Source organism: Psychrobacter cibarius (genome assembly GCA_030686115.1).
Classification (GTDB): Bacteria; Pseudomonadota; Gammaproteobacteria; order Pseudomonadales; family Moraxellaceae; genus Psychrobacter; species Psychrobacter cibarius_C.
This window is the reverse complement of the sequence record CP131612.1, coordinates 540,301-563,043: the sequence shown is the minus strand read 5'-3', so window position 1 is coordinate 563,043 and position 22,743 is coordinate 540,301. Positions and strand designations below refer to the sequence as shown.

Here is a 22,743-nt window from a genome sequence, read left to right as displayed (position 1 = left end):
TGGGTTACGCAGTCGTAACCCACCTTTTTTATTCATCATTTTTTCTGATAAAGGCTATTAGTTAGCATAGAGTATTGCGCCTATACGCCACTCTCAACAGCTTACATTCATGATTGATTATCTCTTAGGAAACTTCTCACGCTTCGATAGTTTTCCAAGATAATCTTGAACCTGCTCAGGCAACTCAACACCCAGCATCTTCAACCATGAAAACAAATGCTGATAATAAATGTCTGCCAGCGTAAAGCTGTCCCCCGCTATATACTCCTGCTCATCTACCCAAGCATAAGCAATCGGCAGGGCTTTTTGGATACACTTCAGGCAGTTGTTAGCGGTGCCCTCAGGCCAGTTTTCATAATTGTCTAATACCTTGATTTTGGTGAGTATCCATAGATAACTCTCAATCTCGATCATGCCAAATGAAATTACTTGGCGAAGTTTATAGTTTTTCTCAGCGAAGTTCTCATCTGCTGTGTTTGGTGTCAAAGGTTTGTCAGGGTGTAACTCATTGAGATATTCAATAATAGCCAACGACTCAGTAAAGTGTTTGCCTTCATGTGTGATGGTAGGGATTTTACCAAAGGGGTTAACGGCTAAAAACTCAGGACTTCGCTGCTCCCCTTTTTTGCCATCTATTTCTTTGGTCTCATACTCTAAGCCCAGCTCCTGCAATGCCCAAATGACTGTTTCAGCGCGACTTGGATGGGTGTATTTGTATAAAGTAATCACTTGCGTTCGCCTTTTATTATTAATGAAATCCATTTAAGGTTTATTCTGAAAAATCGTGCTCATTACGTACAATTCGTCATACTCGCACAAAATACCAATGCACGGCAACCAGCCATTCAAGATCTAAAACGTTGATGTTTCATCAGCCGTTTATTTTAGACTTAAGCATTAAACATCAAAACTACACCGCTCACTATGATAAATAAACAAATACTTTTATACCAAAGAATCAAGTAATCCTTGCAAAAATGCTAAGCCTCCCCCTGTCAATATAAACAATAACCCCGCCATATTGATGAGAACAGTTAAATAATACGCCACTCGAAATTCAGGCTTTTGCGACTTGTGGCGTAGATACGTCTGCGCAACCATCGCGCCCACCCAACCGCCCAGCGCACTTAGCAGATGCAAGGTTGATTCAGGTGTGCGCCAATCATTATTCTGAGCAGCGGCTTTGTCCTTGGCATACATCATATAAGTAATGAGACCCAATGCCACATACCAACCCACAACCAGCCAGCTGAGCTTGTTCATGGCAGCCAACAAGATTAATACGCCATAAAAGCCCACACCAAGAAACAAACGTTTCTTTTGTCCCGCTTCAAAGTCTGCTTGCATGCTACGTTTGTGATTACGCTGACGGATTTTCTGATTCTTTTGCGCCATTTTTTGCTGCACAAAGCTAAGTTCTTGTACATCTTTTGCTTGCATACGCCCTTGATTGTCCTGCCCAAACGTAAAAACGACGGGCTCACCGACCTCAGGGCGACGACGCGCTTTAAACTCATTGATATGAAAGAATATTGAATCACCATTCTGTGTTTCGATAAAACCAAAGCCTTTGTCGTCTTGCCACTTTTTAATGTGACCTTGTTGTTTATTTACCATAAAAACCCCTGCCTGCTCTTAGAATTGCCAAATATATTACACTATTTGCGTTACACTATTTACGCTTACATACTCTCCAAGATGGCTTATCATTTCTTATATTATTTGCCCAACCAATTCCTAATCCCGTAATAAATGGCTGTTGACTATGACCGACTCACAATTTATCAATCCCAATGAAGACACCCGTATCACTTTTGGCAGCCTTGTAAAGCTGCACTTTGAAGTATCACTAGAGAACGGGACGATGATTGATTCTACCTTTAGCCGTGATGCGCCTGTAACGCTCACCATTGGTGATGAAAGTTTGTTACCTGGCTTTGAGCAGGTATTAATGAACCTGCGTGCTGGTGATACGCGCTCTGCCCACCTTGAGCCGGAGCAGGCATTTGGCGATTGGAATCCTGACAACATCCAACATTTCAGCCGTACTCAGTTTGCGTTAATCGCTGATAATCCAGAAATCGGCATGATGGTAGAGTTCGAAGACAAAGGAAAAAACACGCTGCCGGGTACGATTAGTGCACTCGATGACGATCAAGTCGAAGTGGATTTTAACCATCCCCTTGCCGGACAATCCCTGTTATTTAAAGTAAAAATCTTTAAAGTTACCCCACCTGGTGTCACTGGCATAAAGCTCATGTAATCGCTTAAAAACTGTCAGCTATAAAAATACATTTACAAAGGACATTCATATGCAATATCAAATGTTGCCACAACTCAATGAAAAAGTTTCTAAGATTTGTTTAGGCACGATGACATGGGGACAGCAAAATACCGAGACCCAAGCACATGAACAAATGGACATGGCGCTAAGCGAAGGGGTGAATTTTTGGGATACGGCGGAAATGTATCCATCGCCGCCGGATAAGGACAAGCAAGGCGATACTGAACGCTTCATGGGCACATGGTTTAATAAAACCAAACAGCGCGATAAAGTTATCCTTGCTAGCAAAATATCGCCGATGGATTTTTTGCGTGATGGGCAAACGCGTTTTAATGCCGAACATATTAGCAGCGCCATCGATGGCAATCTTCAGCGTTTGCAGACCGATTATATTGATATTTACCAGCTCCATTGGCCTGAACGCCAAGCGAATTTTTTTAGTCAGCTTGGCTATACCGAAGAGATGGCATCGCAACCATTAGATGATTTGACACCATTTCTAGAGACCATTCAAGCGTTAAATGATGAGATTAAAAAAGGGCGTATTCGCGCTTATGGACTATCGAACGATACCGCTTGGGGACTGATGCGCTATCTATGGGAGGCGGATAAAAATGGTTTGATCGCCCCTATCACGGTGCAAAATCCTTACAGTTTGCTAAACCGCTTATACGAAGTCGCTATGGCCGAGATTACCCACCGTGAGAATGTGGGTCTACTGGCTTATTCACCGCTTGGCTTTGGCGTCTTATCTGGTAAATATCTCGATGGCAAACGTCCAGCGGGTGCGCGTCTGACGATGTATGATCGCTTTGCGCGCTATACCAATGAACAAGCGCTATCAGCCACTGCTCAATACGCCAAAATTGCAGCGGATGCAGGTTTAGATATGCCACAGATGGCATTGGCTTTCGTTAACTCACGCTCATTTGTCACCAGTAACATTATTGGCGCTACTACGATCGAGCAGCTAAAATCCAACATCGATAGTATCCATTTAACCTTAAGCTCAGAAGTATTGGAAGCGATTGAAGCGGTGCATACCCAGCATCCTAATCCATCACCCTAATTTTAGCTTGAGGTGACACCATGGTCTGATGAGAACCAGACTTTGGCGCATTGAGGCTGCTGTATTTTTAATCGACAAAAAAAGGCGCAAATCGCAGTTATAAACTGAGCGATTTGCGCCTTTTTTATTAGAGCGTGTTAAATATTCACAACTATTATGCTGTCACCGCTTTATATTTTAGCGACTTTCGTTAAGACTCGCGAATGTAATTCGGCCAAACCTTCTTGCATACGGGCTTGTAACAAGTCCGTCAATTCACTTTTGCTCAACCCTTTAGGATCTATTGGCTCAAGTGGCAATACATAGGCGGTCACATCTTTAGTATCGAGTACCTTTTTTATGCTCTCTTTCATCGTAAGCTTGCCATAGTAAGGCAACTCTTCACTTAACGTACCGTCTTTATTGACGTAAGCAATTACCAGCGGGCGTACGGGCACGTCAGCATCTATGGCAGCTTGTAGCAAAGTACCATGGATACGTTTGATTTTTTTACCGTCTGTGGTGGTCGCCTCAGGGAAGAATATGACCGAGAAACCTTTGGTCAAAAAACTGGCAATTTGGGCGGCGACCGACCCTGCATCACCGGAACCACGCTCGATAAATACCGTGCCTGCTGCATGAGCCAGCTTACCAAATACAGGCCATTCACCGATTTCAGCTTTGGATAAGAAAAAAGCAGGACTCAATGTCCCCACCACAGGGATATCCATCCATGACACATGATTGGATACCCATAATCCGTGGTGCTGCTCTACCCGCTCGACTGCCACAACCTTGACGCCAAAAGAGCCTGCCATTTTGCGGCAAAAGGCTTGAATATAGCGTGGCAATTTTTCGCGTGGTGGCTGTTTAAATGCGCCAATACGTTGGGCGGCGCGCAATCCACCAGCGATAGTGGTGGTCATGCCAGCAATTTGTTTGCCGCGCCCCAACTGTTGTCTGAGTGAGAAGCCTGACTTAGATTGGCTCATCTGTGTCCCTCGTGGTTAAAAACTTATGATTATATATCGTAAACAAGCGCCATGAGTATAACAAAATTTATTCAGTCAGTGACGATTTGTTCACTGAGTTGCTTTTTATTCACTGAGCTCCTTTTTGTTCAATGAGTTGCTTTTTATTCAACCAGTTCTGCTGCGTTCACTGATTTGCCTATGGCTTTCATTTACGCTGTAACATAAAACCATCGTTAATTGTGCTATAACGCTTTAATATTAAGTGATGAGACCACATATATATGGTCATATGAACGCTATATCGACGTTTACTGAATGGATAATAGCGATATATTTACTTTATTAAATAGGTGATACTCTTTGGATTATTTTGAAAGACACGAAGGTGGCGAGCGCGCCATTATAGTACATTTAGACATCCGTCAAATTCAAGATCCTGATGATCTAGGTGAATTTGAGCTGTTAGCAGACTCAGCAGGGGCTGATCGTTTGGCTTTAGTCACAGGCTCACGCCAAAGACCCGACGCCAGATACTTCGTTGGTAGCGGTAAAGCAGAAGAAATAGCAGAATTGGTACGCGAACATGATGCGGACATCGTCTTATTTAACCATAGCTTATCGCCATCACAAGAGCGTAATATTGAAGCCTTGGTAAAATGTCGCGTACTGGATCGTACGGGTTTGATATTGGATATTTTCGCGCAGCGTGCCCGTACTTATGAAGGTAAGCTACAAGTAGAGCTGGCGCAGCTCAACCATTTATCGACGCGTTTGGTACGAGGTTGGACGCATTTGGAGCGTCAAAAAGGCGGTATTGGTCTACGTGGACCCGGTGAAACCCAGTTAGAGACTGATCGTCGCTTGCTACAAGTGCGCGTGAATCAGCTTAAAAGCAGAATCGAGAAAGTCAGACAGACACGTGCGCAAGGTCGAGCCCGTCGCCAAAAATCAGATGTGCCGACGATTTCGCTTGTCGGTTATACCAATGCGGGAAAATCTACGCTATTTAACCGCTTGGTCGACGAGAATATCTATGCAGCGGATAAACTATTTGCCACGCTTGATCCTACTCTACGCCGTTTAGACTGGCAGGGTGTTGGTCGTGTTGTTTTAGTCGATACGGTAGGTTTTGTCCGTCATCTGCCGCATGAGTTGGTCGAATCCTTTCATGCGACATTAGAAGAAACCTTGGAAGCAGATTTATTGCTACACGTTATCGATTCTTCTAGTGAAGATATGCATGAGCAAATTCAGGCGGTTAAAGACGTATTAGCAGAGATTGACAATGATGTACCAGTGCTCAATGTCTACAACAAAATTGATTTGACAGATGAGCCTGCACATATTGGTTATGCTAGCGAAGGACAACCCAATCGCGTCTATGTTTCTTCTAGAGAAAATCTAGGTATGGAAGCGTTGTCGTTAGCCGTCCAGCAGCTATTGACTGGTACACTTACCACCTTTGAGTTGACCTTGCCTTATCATGCAGGTCAGTTAAAAAACGCCTTATATGAGCTGGGTGTTATTCAGGAAGAGAGCTACGATGACAGTGGTCATGAGTGTTTAACGATTCGCTTGCCAAGCGATACGCTAAGACAGCTACTGGGTCAGGCCAATTTAGAGCCTTTAGATGTACTGCCATTAGCACAAGCCACGTTATTGATGCCAGTACTTGAAGACTTCGAAAAGCCTGATGAGGTTGAAGAGCCGACGATGACCGAAGCAGAAGAAAAAGCGTTTGATGAGTTTGATGCGCTCAATTCTGAAGCCGCCAAATCAGAGGAATTAGCAGTAGAAGTGGAAATTCCTGACTCAAAAATATAAATGACTGAATCTGTAAAATAGCTTTATAAAAGACAAAAGGATGATATCCATTGATATCATCCTTTTTTTTGGCACATAGCATTAAATTTTATAGGTTACCCGATCACGAAAACGCGCTACCATAGTTGACGTCGTTTAAAGTGAGCACAAGGTAGCCTGGCGCAAATGATACATTCATTATATTAAGCGAGCTTAACGCTGTTGCTATTTATAATCGCACTGACGATATGCTATAAGCTTTATTAGTTTGCTTACTCTCTATATAATCATCGGCTATAGGTTCAACCAATATTCATATCATTGATAGATAGAACACACTTATTAGAGTGCGGTTACCTATTTTGTTGCTCCTATCCTATCTATTTCTAAATCGGCCAGTATTTCTTATGAAATCTACTCATTCCGCCCATTTGCCGCTATGGCTTGCATTAATCCTGACACTCACGATGGTCATCGTGGTTCGTGAATCAGCCGTTATCATCTGTCAATTAGCAGGAATAGAAAAGGCTGCCAACATCGTTGGATTGGTCGCCATGTTCTTTATTTTGATGACATGGCGATTACTTAAAGGGTTGCCCAGTTGGCTCACCCAAGCCAGTAACACTTTATTGGTGGATAGCGGTTTTGCTTTTTTGCCCGTGTCTGCAGGTGCAGGCTTACTGCTATTTGCTTTAGGTGATGAGCTTTGGGGCGTTATGCTGACGATGATTATTAGCACACTCATACCGCTTTGGGGACTTGCCATACTTGCCAACCGTTCGCTCAATCACGATGTTAGCATCGATAGCACCACCGTTGAAGAGCACAAAGGACAGCTATGAGCTGCATGAACAAGGAAATGCAATGACTTTTGATAACGTGTTTGTGGCAACCTTTGCAGCGATATTATTAACGCTAATCGCTCATATGACTGCTCGTGTACTGGCACGTAAGCTCTCATGGCTGCCGATGGTGATTACGGCGTTGGCGCTTGTTCTCTTATTTTTGTTTATCCTACAATGGGATTACAACGATTATTACGATGTTGCCAAGCCTGTATTTGATCACCTATTGGGATATGTCACCGTATTATTGGCAGTACCATTAGCAGCAATGAACTTTAAAGGTCTACCAGTCAAAAAGCTTACTCTCATAGTCATCCTTGCAAGTGTGGTTGGTGCATTGCTACCGATGTCATTGGCTTATTTATTTGCATTAAGTCACGACACCATACTCGCTTTCGCAACGCGTTCAGTGACCACCCCAATCGGTCTGAGTGTCGCAGATTTAATTAAAGCACCACTTGCCATGGCGAACTTAATTATTATTGTCTCAGGGCTTATCGGTGGTACTTTGGCGCGCTTTTTATTTCGCGGTATCGATGATGACCGTGCCAAGGGCTTAGCACTTGGGTTGGCAGCACATGCTTTTGGTACCGTCGAAGCATGGCAAATTAGCCACACTGCTGGGCGTTATGCGGCATTTGGATTGGCAGTAAATGGGCTGGTCACCGCCGTTTGGGTGCCTATTTTTATCAGTGCACTTTCTATATAACCCTGTTCACAGCACTTTTCAGTGCTCTAAACAGCTTTTATTTCTCATGATTCATTCATTGCCACAGCCAGAATATTCACGTACCACATACGCCTAAAAACAATAAAGCCAATACTCAATCAACGTACTCAAAAACGGTAGTGTGTTGATTTTTTTACAAATTAAAAATGACTTTTATACTTTGTACTGATAATCGTATGCGTCGAAAAGTTATTATATGTTATAGTAAGCAACTATTATTTTTTGTATCCAATGCGAGTGGTTTCTAGTTAGACGTGGTTTTTGCTAGGGTGCTATATCGTTTACAGCGATAAAATCCTACCAGCACGATAACCGCTTAAATGCGCAGAACGACGCGCCTATAGGCAAAGCAATTTGCTATTACTCGATGAAAAGTGATAACCCTATGATAAATGTTACAACCTTAGTGACTCGCTGCTTGTCTCCTCTTCTATTAACTGTCATTACTAGCTCACTTGCCTTTTCTGTTACTGCTCACGCGGAGAGTATGTATATTAAAAAAAGTAACGACGGTCAGATACTACTTACCAATCGCAGTGAACCTAGTGGTAACTTTAATAAGTTTACTAAAACAGTCAAAGTTACCCATTATAAAAAATCCAAAATGTATGATGGCAGTGGCGATAGCTATGGTAGTAGCTCTGCCAGCAGTAGTGGAAGCCGCAACTCATACGACAGTTATATTCGCGCCTCAGCTCAGCGTCATGGCGTAGATCCTGGGCTTATAAAAGCAATGATGCACAGCGAATCTGCATTTAACCCGAATGCACGCTCACCTGTCGGTGCGCAAGGTCTCATGCAGCTAATGCCAGCGACTGCGCGACGCTTCAAAGTCAGCAACCCTTGGAACCCTGCAGATAATATCGAAGGCTCTGCTAAATATATTGCATGGCTGATGAAGCGTTTTAATAACAACGTAGAATTTGCGGTTGCGGGCTACAATGCGGGTGAAGGTAACGTTGATAAATATAACGGCATCCCGCCTTTTAAAGAAACCCGTAACTATGTCAAAAATGTCATGAGCCGTTACCATAGCTTGTATAAAAACGATTCAGGGCTATCAGGCAGTACCATGAATGCTAGTAATCAAATCGCCAATCCAAGTCTCAGTAGCGGCTTACAAAACGTCAGCTATGGCACCAGCAGTAATAGCAATAGTGCCAGCTATGCCAACTCAGCATATGACGCATTACGCTAGAATGAAGACTGTATGAACCGTTGAATCCAAACGTAAAAAAGCCCGTTAATATAATTAACGGGCTTTTTTTGTGCTAAGAGGCTTTATCTATTCATTCATAATCTATCTTGTCATATTTTTTGAGTTCGATACAAGATTAATAATAAAGCTGATCGGCGAGTACCAAACCAAAAAGTTTAGCACTCACCTTTCTTCTTAGCAAAATTTAAAAATTACTTGTTAGCCAGTGCTTGTGTTGCAGCAACTTCAGCAGCGAAATCTTCTTGCTTTTTCTCGATGCCTTCACCAACTTCTAGACGTTTGAAAGCAAGTACTTTTACGCCTTCAGCTTTTAGTACATCACCAACTTTCTTCTCGTTGTCCATAACATATGGCTGACGTAATAAAGTCACTTCTTCTAAATACTTACGTAGGCCACCTTCGATCATTTTTTCAACGATGTTATCAGGCTTGCCAGACTCACGAGCTTTTGCTTCGATGATGTCTTTTTCGCGTGCTAATAAATCAGCATCTACACTTTCGTCATCAACCGCAACTGGGTTAAACGCAGCGATATGCATGGCAAGGTTTTTGCCAGTATCTGCGTTGCCGCCTTCAAAAGATACCACAACACCGATACGTAGACCATGACGGTATGAAGCAAGGTTGCTACCTTCTAATACTTCAACGCGGCGTACTTGGATATTTTCGCCGATTTTTTGTACCAAAGATACACGAGCTTCTTCAACAGTCTGACCATTGCCATATGGCAATTCAGCGATAGCAGCTACGTCAGTCACATTGTTTTCTAATGCAATGTTCGCTACTGCTTCTGCAAATGCCGTAAAGTTTTCGTCTTTTGCAACGAAGTCAGTTTGGCAGTTTACTTCTAACAAGAATGCTTTGTTGTCGCCTTGAGCGATGATGATAGCGCCATCAGCGGCAATGTTACCCGCTTTTTTAGCTGCTTTGGCTTGGCCAGATTTACGTAGGTTATCAATGGCAGTTTCTACATCGCCGTTTGATTCTTCTAACGCTTTTTTACATTCCATCATGCCAAGACCAGTACGGTCACGCAATTCTTTTACCATTTTGGCAGATACTTTTACTTCTGACATAAGAGTTACCTTTTATTATGTATGGGAGTGCTTAATTTCTATGAGATATATCTTTACTATCTATTGGTACTATATCGCTCTTATAGTAACGGAAGCACTCATGGTTGATCGTGATAACAGACATCATTGTAATGACAGATATTGTGCATCACGAGGGCAACTATAAGCGATAATACTCGCTTATTAACGAGTGTTCCATCAACAATAAGGCATGACGAGTAAAACTACATCATGCCTATTGTGAGCTTATACGCTGTTAATAACGTTATATGGATGCAGATAGTGTGACTATCAAGCTATCCTTACAAAGTTAAACCTTTGTGGTCAGCCAATTATTCTGCTGGAGTCGCTGCTTCTTCTGCTTTGGCTTCAACTGGTGCTTCTTCAGTAGCAGGTGCTTCTTGCTCAGCTTTGCCGCCCGCTTGAGTCTGTGCGTATTCTTTACCAGCGATAATCGCATCAGCCATAGAAGTCACATACAAGGTCACAGCACGGATAGCATCATCGTTTGCTGGGATGATGTAATCAACGTTATCTGGGCTAGAGTTAGTATCAACGATACCGATAACTGGGATACCTAGATTTTTAGCTTCTTTGATAGCAATCGCTTCATGATCTACGTCTACAACGAAGATTGCGTCAGGTAGGCCGCCCATATCTTTAATACCGCCTAGTGAACGCTCAAGTTTTTCCATATCGCGAGTACGCTCTAACGCTTCACGCTTAGTAAGCTTGGCGAAAGTACCGTCTTCTGCTTGCTTTTCTAGCTCTTTTAGACGGTTGATTGACTGGCGAAGTGTTTTCCAGTTGGTAAGCATTCCACCTAACCAGCGATGGTCAACGTATGGCATGCCAGCGCGTGCTGCTTGCTCAGCGATGATACCGCTTGCTGCGCGTTTAGTACCTACGAACAATACTTTGTTTTTCTTAGCAGCTAAGCCGTTAACGTAAGTCAATGCTTCGTTAAACGCTTTTACTGTGTGCTCTAAGTTAATGATGTGAATCTTGTTACGGGCACCAAAGATGTATGGTCCCATTTTTGGATTCCAAAAACGTGTTTGGTGACCAAAGTGAGCGCCAGCTTGTAGTAAGTCGCGCATTTCGATTTTGGTTGGATTCTTTGTAGACATGTGAAATTCCTATTGGTTGGGTTATGCCTCCACATCACAAAAACTGCCTATCTAGCGACACGCATCTGCTAACGGTTAATGCTCATTGTGGCAGCACTAACTTTTTTGCAAATTAATCAAGTCGCCAAACACCCAGCAATTTTTTGCCATGATGTGTGTGTCATTGGTTGATGGGTTGGTTTAAAAAATTGAGCTATCGTTTGAACGTAAAAATACGATGTGATAAGAATAGCTGGGCTGTATTTTATCATATAATGCTTAGCGACTGCTAGCGCTATTATGCTGTTTAAGTAGATGATAACGCATAAAAAAACGACGCATTAACGTCGTTCTTTATACTGAATAAATGAGCAGCTGTAGATTAAGCGATACAGATACCAATAACCGCTTTATACCCACGCCACGTAAATGGCGTGACGTAACTTTGGCGATCTTTTGGCAAATAAGACACGCTTGGTGCGCTCTCAACAATATGCGGCGGCGAGATAATAAACTCTGAGCCAAACTCAGTACGAGCATTACCAGAGATAGTGTTGGCCATCTCACCGAGCAGATCTTTCATCATCGTGATCGATGAGTCAGGCTCGCCCATCACTTTTATGACCTCTCGCAACATCACGCTTGGCGCACTCACATACACACAGCCTTCAATAGGCCCTGATATCTCGATAACGCCGCTATAATCATAACCAACAGCACTCTTGTTATGATTTAAATAAGGGGTATCAATGGACACTTCCGAGCCATCAATTTGTGCAAAAAATGCATTGATTGAGCTCAGAAACACACCCAATTTTTCTACTTTAACCATAATATATTAATATCCATCTTTATGACGCGGTGGCAGCAACGTTAATCCTGCAAACAGACCACAATCTCGCCTATCTGCGAGTTCCAAGTGATGGGAATGATAAAAGAACGCTCATCATTCGGCAACACAATACTTTGTGGAGAGCCTTTAAATACAAACGGCACAGAAATATGGAACTCTGAGCCAAACTCTTTACGTGCGTTACCAGCGATGGTATTGGCCACTTCACCAGCCAAATCGATATAATTCTCATCGCTTTTATCCGTTTCACCCATGCTATCCAGTATAGCGGACAATAACTGACGAGTTGCCGAAAAATACACCACGCCTTTTTGTCCACCCGATATACCGATCACACCCGTATAGTCATGGACTTTTGGCTGTTTATTCTCTAACAGATATGGGGTGTCAGCGACAAGCTCCTCGCCCCCAAACTGATTAAAATAGTTACTAATAATACTTAAAAAAATCTGTAGCTTTTGTTCTTTCATAATGACATCTACTTAAGTCGTTGAATGGTTTAGTCTTGCATTAGCTCATACAAAGACTCTACAAGCTCATCTTCTGAGAAAGGCTTGCACAAAAATCCGCTGGCACCCAACGACAATGCTTCAATGCCAGTGGCTTTATCAGACAGTGCTGACACCACTAAAATGCGTACTTCAGGGTCAATCGCAATGATTTTCTCAATGCATTCAAGCCCGTCCATTTGTGGCATGGTCAAGTCCATAGTGATTACATCAGGACGATGGACATTGAACTTTTCAATGGCTTGAACACCACTGGTTGCCGTCGCAACCAGCATAAACTGCCCTGAATCGTACGCGCGTTGAATACGATTTCTAATAATATTTGAATCATCAACAATCATTAACTTATGCATAACTGATCTATTACCTTTAATGAAGTGTTTGTCGTCCTTGACAATATACCTACTGTTGTTAATTAAGCTTTGGGTAAAGTAACCACAAACCGTGTCATCTGACCAAATTCGCTGTTTACATTCAGCTTGCCACCATACTCTTTTACTTTTGCTTTGATAATATCGAGACCGACACCGCGTCCGCCATCTTCATCCGCGTCGTCTCGGGTAGAGAAACCCGATACAAATAGTTGCTTGAGCAAGTCGCCCTGACTGAGCTGGCTAGCTTCTTCCGTACTAAAACGACCATCACTGCTTAACTTGGCACGAATGCTGTCATAATCAATACCTTGACCATCATCTTGCACAATCAGCGTCACATCTGCGCCACTGTCTTGCACCTCTAAATCAATCGTACCGACGACTGCTTTACCCGTCGTCTGACGAACACTTGGCGCTTCAATACCATGTACCACAGCATTACGTAGTAGCTGAATGCTAATCTCTTTAATCGGCTTTACCAGATGCTCTGGTATATTGGCTTGGGTTAATGTCAGGCTTTTGAGCGTGACCTGTTTGCCTTGCCTAGTTGCGATATCATCTGCAAAGTCTTTATAAAAAACCAAGTGATCATTATTTGCATCGTCTGCATCACTACCCAAATTGATGTCCAAACCACCATCAGTGGCCATGCCATTACTTGAGCTGGTAGCCGATCTGGCAATTGACTGACTTTCAGAAATTGCTGCTGATACGCTAGATTTTGCGGCTGCTGGTGCTGAGCGGTTGATACGCTCACCTAACGTTGCAATGGTATTTGATAAGCTTAACAAGTCATCCAAATGTACGGCCAATGGCAAGAAATCGTTACCAGATAATTGACCTTGGTTTTGCAATGCGTGCAGTTTGTCTTCCGCATCTGAGGCAATTTTAGTAAAGCTGTGCAGTTTTAGCGCAGATGCCTCACCTTTTAAGCTATGCATTTCGCGATAGATGGCTTTTAGCTTTCCTTCAAGCTCGTATTGAGAGCTACCAGGATTTTTCAAGATATTGTTCATCTTCTCAATGTGCATCTGCGTATTATCAATAAACTCATTAATAATCTTAGGATTTACATTCAAGATAGTGGTGAGCATCTCGATCTGCATATCATTTTGCGAGCGCTCTTTTTCTAGACGCTGCTCTAAATATACGGCATCTGATACATCGTTGACGTTGACCAAAATACGAGCAATATCTTTGTTATCATAAACGCGCGAGAACTTGAAGTCTAAGAAGCGACTGTTCTGGGCTTTGTCTCCAGACGTATTATGCAGCATCACTTTATGTAGCGGATTCAGAGAATCTACCAATTTTTCTTTAACGCGTGGATTGTAAAGCTGCTCAATAAATTGCTGTGTGGTTTTCAGATCTTTATCAGAAATACGACCGCGCAAGACATTGGTAAAGTTTTCCCCTGCCAATCTGTCTGAGCCGACAATGTCATTTAATGCACGAGAATGCTGTTGACCAATATTTAAGTCTTTATCAAGCAAAAATAGACCGGTACTGACCGTTTCCATAATTTCTTGCGTCTCGCGACGAGCGGCAAATGCTTCAGCATCCGTCTCACGCAAACGACGTACAAAGAAGAATACGAATATCAAGAAGTAAGCAAAAATAGCTGCAACACCCAATATCTGAATCAGACGAATAGTGTTTGCTTGACGTTCAGCGTTTATAAACACCTCATCAGTAAGCTGGTCTAGCGAGTCGTTAATAAATAAACTTGAAGTCTTCGCCTGTTCAACCGCTTGAGTCAGGTTATCTGAAGAGTCGACCATCACGTTATCAGCATCTTTTAGATATGCCTGAATTTTAGGCTCTAAAAGCCTCCATTCTTGATTAGCTTCCGCAACTTTAACTTGAGACTCACTATTCACCTTTGGAAGATCGTAGCTTTTGCCTTCAACGCTGGTAATAGTACCGCCTTGTTCAAGAGCTGAAATTGAGCTGGTAATCTGTGCCGTATCTTGTTCCAAACGCTCTAAAACACGCTGAATATGCGGAGAGTTTGTATCTTCGCCATAGCTATTATCTAAATCGAATAAATCTTTGATTACAGCTTGTGCACTATTCGCGACTTGGTTGGTTCGATCAATTAATACCGTGTTTCTTTCTAATAAGCTTGAGGTATAAAAGGTAAACGCTAGCAAAGCACCAATTAGCGATAAAAACAATGCAATAGAAATAATTAAATTTTGATAGCGCTTATTGTCAACATTAGGGGTAGTTGCCATCTTCAGAATTCCTTAGTTCAGTTGCTGAGTAGTAGCAGAAGTGCTATCGATAGCTGGAATGCTCTCACCTAACCACTGCTCTTCAATTGTCTTGAACGTTCCTTTTGTCTTAAGCTTAGTAATACCTTCGTTAACATTTTTAATAAGCTCATTATTGCCCTTTGCCATCATTATCACTTGCTGTGCTTCAGGCACATCTTCGCCTTCATAAGGCACGATAGTGACCTTATATTCAGGATGGATTTTTGCCGTATACTGCCAAATAGGGGCATCATGGAGAATGGCATCAACCTTCCCCTGCATCAAATCTTCATATAATAAGAAAGCAGTCTCTCTGGTAGACAGCTCCCCGTAGGTGCCAACTGCTTTTATTTGATCGACTGATTTCCCATTTTCCATACCACCAACATGCATGCCTTTTAGGTCTTCTAAACTACTTATTTTTAACTTATCGTTAGAATACATAATTGCTGATGGATTAAAGAAATAAGGTTTCGATAGGCCATATTTCGCCGCGCGTTCATCTTTATAAGAAATACCTGCTAATGCCAAATCGCGATTACCTGATTCCACACTATCAAACATATTTTGAAACGTTTCTTTGTAAAACTCGACTTTAAAGCCTTGTTCTTCACCAATAGCTCGAATGACGTCAATGTCAATCCCTTGCATATTGCCATAGTCATCTTGGAACGAAAACGGCGGCGTCGTACCTGTAGTCGCAACCTTTAATGTGGGCGCAGTATCAGGCAATTTACTAACAAAAGTATCTTTATTATCTTTAGCATTACTCTTATTTACATTCTCTTGAGTGGTAGAGTTACTACACCCAAACAGTCCTATACTAAATACAATTGGCAATAGTTTATATAATTGCTTCATAATTCATCCTTTAAACTTTACGTTATATATATCAATAAATGACAATTTAGAAAGGTTAGGTAATATCTTCACAATATTTACTTACAGAAAGTTACGTGGATAATACTTGCCTACCTTTGTGATTGCAATAATTATGTTTGGTTATTAACCACAATTTGTTATATATGGCAAACAAAGGATATTAAAGACCTACATAAGTCTATTTATATAACTGAAAACTTATAATAAGGCCTTGTTTTAGGCAAAAAATAAAATAAAAAGTACAAAAAAAGCATCCTTACATAATCAATGTAAGAATGCCTTTTAAGATGCTAGTGCAAGAATTATAAAGTCTCTGGCTTACTCCGCATCGTCCAAATTTAAATTACGATCTATCTGCCAAATTAAAAAACAGCCAAGACTCATCAAAGCGAACATCGCAATACCAATTTTGAGTACAGGATTAACTGGAAATAGGTTTAATAATAATCCACCAAAGATACCGACTGAAAACATGAGCGAGCCTTGTAGCGCACTTGCCATGCCCGCTCGGCGTTTTTGAAAGGCCAGCGCAATAGCAGAAGCATTTGGCTGAGTCAGACCTAAGCCTGCGATACAGAAGAAAATACAAGCCAGCACCAGTGGAAGCCAAGCATCAGTACCCAAAAATAGACCTATTACAAATAGCACGCCTGCAGAAATAACCTGCATCATCGCACCAAAGCGCAAAATACTCAAAATACGAAAGCGATTGGTGAGCCACTGATTCAGCTGAGTCAAACCCACAAAACCAGCAGCATTCATCCCAAATAACCAAGCAAAGTGGGTGGCGGATACCCCATAGGTATCCATAATCAGCTCAGAGGCTGAACTGATATAAACAAACATCGCCCCCATTAGCAGGCCGCCACCAATCGCTGGATAATTGAACGTCGGGTCTTTTAATAAGTCCCAGTATTGACTCAGTACTTCTCTTGCAGGACGTACATTACGATTTTCTTCCGTCAACGTTTCAAAGAAGAAAAACTTTGTGAGTAATAAATTCAACGTGCCAAAAGCAGCCAAAAACCAAAAAATAGAGTGCCAGCTAAAAAACTGTAGAAATAGCGCACCAAGCGATGGGGCTAATATCGGCGCTAAACCCATCACCAAAATCATAATAGAAAAGGCTTTTGCGGTTTGCTTAGCAGTCAATCGATCGCGAATCGCAGCACGAGTGACCACCGCGCCGACACACGCACCAAGCGCTTGCATCGTCCGTCCAACAAACAATACATACTCGTTATTAGTAGTCGCACAAACAATGGATGCGATGACATATAGCGTCATACCGATATATAAAGGCTTAACACGACCAACACGATCACTAAATGGTCCATAAAATAACTGGCCAAATACCAAGCCTAAAAAATAGGCAGGAACAGAGTTGGCCATAAAGGCTGTGGAGACACCAAAGTCATCTGCCATCGATGGTAATGCAGGCAGATACATATCAATAGACAATGGCCCCACTGCCACGATAAGTCCAAGCATCATAATCCATGCAACAGGCAAATCAGCAGAGCGTACGCGCTCAGAAGCAATGGGTCGATTGGGTAGAGAGGATTTTGGAGCAGACATATTCAGACCATTTTATATAGAGTGTATTAAATCGTTATAAAGGTTCAATACACTCTAGTGATTGTTATTGTAGTATTCAGGCTTCCATTGTCTTTAATATTTAGTCTTTACTCAATACTGAAAACAAGGGTCATTGCCACCATTAGTGCACATTTGCATACAGCGGCGCAAGTGGACAGTGTTATATCGTACTATCCGCTCACATTTCAATAGAGGTATGACGTGAATAAAACAAACAATAACAACTAAAAACAATCACAATAATTTGTCAAAACAGGTCTGAGCGTCAGCATAGCGGCATAATTAGTAAAAGATATTTAGCGGAACTGGCGCTTACCAAATGCCGTACTGGCTTGCTTGGCTTTTCTTAACGCAAGCTTGCGATTACGACCGAGCATCATTTTAAGCTGCCATACTTTTTCTTTATATAAAGTAGTGGCTGGCTGCTGGAACATAGCGTTGACCACTCGCTTACTCGCCAACACCGCATCAGGAGAGCGCTCTGCAAATTCAGCAGCGAGCTTTTGCGCCTGCTCAAGTGGCGCTTCACTGCAATGGCTGACAAGACCCAATGCTTTGCCCTCACTGGCAATCACGATACGCGCACTCATGGCAAGCTCTTTTAGCACATCTTCACGTACCACGCCAAACGCCGATTGCGTCAAACCCATGTCTGGTACCAGACCCCACTTAGCTTCCATAATAGACAGTTTGCAATCTGGATGACTGATACGCACATCGCAAGCCAGCGCTAGCTGAAGCCCTGCACCAATACAATAGCCTTCTAGTACGGCAATGACCGGTACAGGCACATCGCGCCATACCAGACAAACACGCTGGAATGAACTCTGCCATGGCTTTATCAGCTCCCAAACGGCGAACGCTTGATTTTTTGGATGATTTAAATCACCCAAGTCGATGCCCGCACAAAACGTGCCTTCAGCACCATTTAGAATCACCGCACGTATCGTTTTATCTTTACCAATGCGTTCTGCGACGGCAATCAATTCTTTCACCACTTTAAAGCTCATGGCATTTTTTTTGTGTGGGCGATTTAAGGTTACCGTGAGTATATTGTCGGTCATACTAACTTGTAAGGTTTCATATTGGTAAGTGGCAATCGCGTTCATAACAATCCTTATTCATGAATAAAATAGAAATGGCATCTAAATATAATGCCGATACGTCTAAAGCTGATGGCAACAATATTAACAGCCTTGTTACGACGCTACCTCATCAATAACTGACTGCAACGATTCGATTCACCGTTAATATCATAAGACCATCATTTCTAAATCATTTTCCACGTCATATCATTTTCACTCAAACGATGATAATTGAGCTGAGGATAAGCTGACAAATCCAGCGCCTGCAAGTTATTTAACGCTATTATTAATGCGGCATAATATGGCTCAAGCATGGCAAACTGCGCAGGGGTCGTGTGTTGGACATTCAGCAAGCATTTATCTTCTAGGTCTTGACTGGCCTGACGTAATTGCGGCACACCAGTATAACGACTGCCGCCTAAGATGCGATGGGCAATTTGCGCTAGCATACTGCGATCACGGGCGTCCCACGCTTGCGTCAGTGCCTGCTTTTCATCATTAATAGTATCAAGCATCATAATGATAAGCTTGGCTGCCAAGTCGGGCTTATTCGCTGAGCGGGTCAACGCGTCTTGCCAATCTAAAATAGCAAAGCCATCACCTTCATTAGCCCCCAAAGAATGATGGCTTAAATGGTGGTGATTGCTGTCCCAACTCTTTGTTTCTTGCGCATATGTATGGGAATCTGTAGGCGTTGCCACTCCATCGTGAGCACTATTCATCGGTATTTCCGATGGCTTTAATAGTGGCGACTGTCCTTGTTTATGTAAGCGCAAGTTCTCATAGCGTAGCTGGGTGTCGCGCGGTGTTTCGCGTCTATAATCCTCGCGTGGTTGGCTGTCTCGCAAGTAATTATCACGAATTTTCTTCAATGATAAAGGACGCGTTATTTTTTGATTGATTGTATTAGAACCGCTATGACGGTTATTTTCATCACCTTTCACCATAGGATAGGCAATGGTTGTAGAGTCTGATGGCCACGTTGAATACGTTTCAGCCTCCCTATTTTGTGAGTCGGTAGAGTGTGAGATATCTTTTGATAAATCGATAACCTGCACATCAGTATTGTGCACATCAGTATTGTGCACATCAGTATTGTGCACATCCGTACTGTGCAGATTGGTATCAGGCAACGCTGTTAACTGCGGCATTGTCGTCGTGCGTCCAAGCCATTTTTGCAGCACTTGTAATAACTGAGGCTGGCTAATGGGTTTACCTACATAGTCATTAATGCCACTGGCGATCAGTTTGTCTCGCTCATCAGCCAAACCATGTGCAGTCAACGCAATAATCGGGATACGGTTATCATCATTTTCAATATTACGAATTTGTCTTGCGGCTTCATGCCCTGACATACGCGGCATTTGGATGTCCATAAATATTAGATCAATATGACCTTTATCCTGAGTAGCAACTTTATCGTCGGTATTCACCTCTTCATAAAGCGTACTATTTGATTTTTTATTCACCTCATCGCGCGTTTCAGCTTTAGAGATTTGCGTTTTATTCGACAGACTTTGCTTATCATTCTTTGTGGTTTTAAGATTTTTGGTTTGTTGTTTACTGATAATTTCTATGGCGTCAAAACCACTACTCGCTGTGATGACTTGGATGCCAAGCTCACTAAGTAATGCATCGAGCACCAACAAATTGGGCAGATGATCGTCGACTGCCAGTACCGTCACCCCTGTCCAGCGCGGTTCTTGCACGCTTTTTTTGGTACTGCGATTTTGGGTGTCGAGCATGGCATAAAGCTGTCTTTTGTCTAAAGGCTCATACAAAATATTGGCATGATAACGATTTAATAATGCTTGATCGGCGGCAACTTGATAACCAAATACTGCAAGCTTGCCTTGATAATGCAGACGAATTTGTTTGAGTAATGCCATCATATCGTCTTGGGTATCATCATCGACGATGACCCAATCCCAATAATTACCATGCTCTTTTAATGACTCAAGTACGCCCGGTAAGGAGTTGGCTTGGGTCAATTTAATCGGCAAATATTGCAAGCTGGCTTTGAGCACTTGGATAGAGGCGGTATGATTAATCCATACCAATACATTAAACTCATCGGTCTCACTCGCCAATGGAGCCAAGACTGGTAGCTCAATCGTCTGTCCTGTAGCAGCTTCTAACACATCGACATGTGCTGGCATCCGAAACCAAAACGTTGCGCCCTGATTGGCAATATTCTCTTGAGCATTATCATGAAAGCCAATATCACCACCCATCAGCCGCGTCAATTGCTTGGAGATAACGAGCCCCAATCCTGTGCCGCCATACTGACGAGTGATTGAAGGGTCGCCTTGGCTAAAGCTTTGGAACAGCATCTTTTGATCGGCTAACGAGATGCCCTTACCGCTGTCTTGCACACTGATCATGAGATAATTATCACGATGGTCATCCAAGCTGACACGCACTACCACATCACCACTGTCGGTAAATTTAATCGCATTGCCGACGATATTGGTCAATACTTGCTTGAGGCGTAGGGCATCGCCATTGATGCGCATCGGCACATCATTATAAAACAGCACCGCCATGCGCAGACCTTTTTCTGCGGATACAGGCGAAAGCATATCGACCACGTCATAAATGGTGTCATAAAGGTCAAACTCATGACGATCAAGCACCAACTTGCCCGCTTCAATTTTAGAGAAATCCAAAACATCGTTAACCAAGGCAAGCAAGTGTGCTGATGACTTACGTATGGTTTGCACGTATAAATCTTGTTCAGGATTTAGTTCGCCATGCCTTGCCAGCAAATTGATAAAGCCATCGATACTGTTTAATGGCGTGCGCAGCTCGTGGCTGATATTGGCCAAAAACGCCGATTTGGCTTGGCTGGTTGAAATTGCCGCATCACGTGCATTACGAATAGAGATGTTTTGCATTTCCATCTCATCAAACGCAAGACGCAAATCATCCTCAGTTTGCTCGGCATGGTCTTTTAATTCCTGAAAGCTCCTATGCAAGCGGCGCAAAGTTTTGACCAAATCTTGCTGCAATAAGTTCAGCTCACCATCTGACTCAACGGGAATAGGCTGATACAGATTGTCGACATGGGTGCGCTGCAACTGCAAACGTAGCTCATAAATTGGTGCTATCCAGCGCTTTGAATAAATATTTAAACTCAGCAATAAAATCAAAATAGTGAACAAGCCAGTAATCACTAACGCCATGGCGATACGGTAGCGGGCGATATAGAGTGGTTCATTGTCCATATCGACGAGCAGCCACAGTTTTTGTCCTTCAAACTCCCCTAATACACTGCCATAAGCGGTTCCAATAGGTGTTGGTTGCTGCGATAAAAAATTCTTTGTTGTGTCTATTGCAGGCCATGCTTCGTTCAGTCCATAGCCGACTGCGGCGAGCACTTGATTGCTTTCATTGATGATCGCAATACGCTGTACATGTTGCTCGGACTGCATACGACCCAGCTTATCTTGGATTTCCTCAAGCTTTGTGATGGTCGTTTGAGTGGCATCATTTGCTCTGACTTCGCCATCCGAATTGGGTTCGCCGTCTGCTTGCTGGCGCTCTTGCGCTAACAGCTCAGGGATTAGCTCTGCAATCGCTGGGGTATAACGAATCAGCACCGCCTCCGCCAATACTTCTTGTTCTGAATTGCTGGCGCGCATGGTCTCATAAAAGACCAAAATACCGCCCACCGCTGCCAAGATACAAATGGGTAGAAACACCAATATAATCAACTGACCATACGCACTGCTAGTATCAAAACGTTTTTTGTATGCCATGCTAGCTTTACTCTCTACAGAAAATTGCACTATGAATCAATAGCGGCAGTAAGCGGTGTTAGCCAATCATAAACTTTTTAGGGGCTGTGCTCATTTCAAAGCTATTCTCATTTCAAAGCTATCGTCATTTCAAAAATGATAACTGCCTACCCATGATAAGTTTAGTGATTCTTGTTCTTGCCGTACCTATATATTGCCATAACTATAACGCATTTCATCGATCATGGTGAGTGGCTATGACGCAAAGGCATTTTAACTGTCCAGCCCTTTTTAAACACCACTCATTTACCAAAATCTCTTGATGCCTTCAGCGTAGCCAAAAACAAAATGATAT

The 22,743-nt window shown here is 42.7% G+C and carries 19 protein-coding genes; 6 read left to right on the top strand and 13 right to left on the bottom strand.

Annotation, left to right across the window (positions count from 1 at the left end):
• Nucleotides 1–117: 117 nt before the first annotated feature.
• On the bottom strand, nt 118–729 hold the full coding sequence (locus tag Q6344_02365; protein WLG14219.1) for a glutathione S-transferase family protein: 612 nt from the start codon (nt 727–729) through the stop codon (nt 118–120).
• Nucleotides 730–945: 216 nt separating this feature from the next.
• Nucleotides 946–1,617, bottom strand: a complete 672-nt coding sequence (locus tag Q6344_02360) for a cold shock and DUF1294 domain-containing protein (GenBank protein ID WLG14218.1) — start codon at nt 1,615–1,617, stop codon at nt 946–948.
• A 148-nt stretch (nt 1,618–1,765) separates the two neighbouring features.
• On the opposite strand from Q6344_02360, the gene Q6344_02355 reads away from it, so the two are divergent.
• A complete protein-coding gene (locus Q6344_02355) occupies nt 1,766–2,263 on the top strand; it encodes a peptidylprolyl isomerase (protein WLG14217.1) in 498 nt (165 codons plus the stop codon).
• A 49-nt stretch (nt 2,264–2,312) separates the two neighbouring features.
• Entirely contained in the window at nt 2,313–3,353 is a 1,041-nt protein-coding gene (locus tag Q6344_02350) for an aldo/keto reductase (protein WLG14216.1), read from the top strand.
• A gap of 170 nt (nt 3,354–3,523) precedes the next feature.
• On the opposite strand, the gene Q6344_02345 is transcribed toward Q6344_02350, so the two are convergent.
• Nucleotides 3,524–4,324: a lysophospholipid acyltransferase family protein gene (locus tag Q6344_02345; protein WLG14215.1), complete on the bottom strand. Its 801-nt coding sequence runs from the start codon at nt 4,322–4,324 to the stop codon at nt 3,524–3,526.
• Nucleotides 4,325–4,666: 342 nt separating this feature from the next.
• Between Q6344_02345 and hflX the strand changes: the two genes are divergently transcribed.
• From hflX to Q6344_02325, 4 genes are all read left to right on the top strand, one after another.
• A complete protein-coding gene (gene hflX / locus Q6344_02340; protein WLG14214.1) occupies nt 4,667–6,130 on the top strand; it encodes a ribosome rescue GTPase HflX in 1,464 nt (487 codons plus the stop codon).
• A 386-nt stretch (nt 6,131–6,516) separates the two neighbouring features.
• Complete coding sequence (locus Q6344_02335) at nt 6,517–6,951, top strand: CidA/LrgA family protein (protein WLG14213.1); 435 nt, start codon at nt 6,517–6,519, stop codon at nt 6,949–6,951.
• 22 nt (nt 6,952–6,973) lie between these two features.
• Nucleotides 6,974–7,663, top strand: coding sequence for an LrgB family protein (locus Q6344_02330; protein WLG14212.1), 690 nt, complete (start codon nt 6,974–6,976; stop codon nt 7,661–7,663).
• Between the two features lie 406 nt (nt 7,664–8,069).
• On the top strand, nt 8,070–8,882 hold the full coding sequence (locus Q6344_02325) for a lytic transglycosylase domain-containing protein (GenBank protein ID WLG14211.1): 813 nt from the start codon (nt 8,070–8,072) through the stop codon (nt 8,880–8,882).
• Nucleotides 8,883–9,094: 212 nt separating this feature from the next.
• Here the strand turns inward: Q6344_02325 and tsf are convergent, their stop codons facing one another.
• The 10 genes from tsf to Q6344_02275 form a co-directional block, all read right to left on the bottom strand.
• Nucleotides 9,095–9,979 carry a translation elongation factor Ts gene (gene tsf, locus Q6344_02320; protein ID WLG14210.1) on the bottom strand — a complete coding sequence of 295 codons (885 nt, stop codon included), beginning with the start codon at nt 9,977–9,979 and terminating at the stop codon, nt 9,095–9,097.
• Nucleotides 9,980–10,311: 332 nt separating this feature from the next.
• Nucleotides 10,312–11,109 (bottom strand): 30S ribosomal protein S2, encoded by a 798-nt coding sequence (gene rpsB, locus Q6344_02315; GenBank protein WLG14209.1) that lies wholly within the window; start codon nt 11,107–11,109, stop codon nt 10,312–10,314.
• A 361-nt stretch (nt 11,110–11,470) separates the two neighbouring features.
• Nucleotides 11,471–11,920, bottom strand: a complete 450-nt coding sequence (locus Q6344_02310) for a chemotaxis protein CheX (GenBank protein ID WLG14208.1) — start codon at nt 11,918–11,920, stop codon at nt 11,471–11,473.
• 41 nt (nt 11,921–11,961) lie between these two features.
• On the bottom strand, nt 11,962–12,411 hold the full coding sequence (locus tag Q6344_02305) for a chemotaxis protein CheX (protein ID WLG14207.1): 450 nt from the start codon (nt 12,409–12,411) through the stop codon (nt 11,962–11,964).
• Nucleotides 12,412–12,440: 29 nt separating this feature from the next.
• Nucleotides 12,441–12,803, bottom strand: coding sequence for a response regulator (locus tag Q6344_02300; protein WLG14206.1), 363 nt, complete (start codon nt 12,801–12,803; stop codon nt 12,441–12,443).
• A gap of 62 nt (nt 12,804–12,865) precedes the next feature.
• Complete coding sequence (locus Q6344_02295) at nt 12,866–15,061, bottom strand: ATP-binding protein (protein WLG14205.1); 2,196 nt, start codon at nt 15,059–15,061, stop codon at nt 12,866–12,868.
• A 12-nt stretch (nt 15,062–15,073) separates the two neighbouring features.
• Nucleotides 15,074–15,943 (bottom strand): transporter substrate-binding domain-containing protein, encoded by an 870-nt coding sequence (locus tag Q6344_02290; GenBank protein WLG14204.1) that lies wholly within the window; start codon nt 15,941–15,943, stop codon nt 15,074–15,076.
• Nucleotides 15,944–16,282: 339 nt separating this feature from the next.
• Nucleotides 16,283–17,542: a multidrug effflux MFS transporter gene (locus Q6344_02285; GenBank protein ID WLG14203.1), complete on the bottom strand. Its 1,260-nt coding sequence runs from the start codon at nt 17,540–17,542 to the stop codon at nt 16,283–16,285.
• A gap of 317 nt (nt 17,543–17,859) precedes the next feature.
• Nucleotides 17,860–18,672: a crotonase/enoyl-CoA hydratase family protein gene (locus Q6344_02280; protein WLG14202.1), complete on the bottom strand. Its 813-nt coding sequence runs from the start codon at nt 18,670–18,672 to the stop codon at nt 17,860–17,862.
• 161 nt (nt 18,673–18,833) lie between these two features.
• A complete protein-coding gene (locus Q6344_02275; protein WLG14201.1) occupies nt 18,834–22,409 on the bottom strand; it encodes an ATP-binding protein in 3,576 nt (1,191 codons plus the stop codon).
• Between the last annotated feature and the right edge of the window lie 334 nt (nt 22,410–22,743).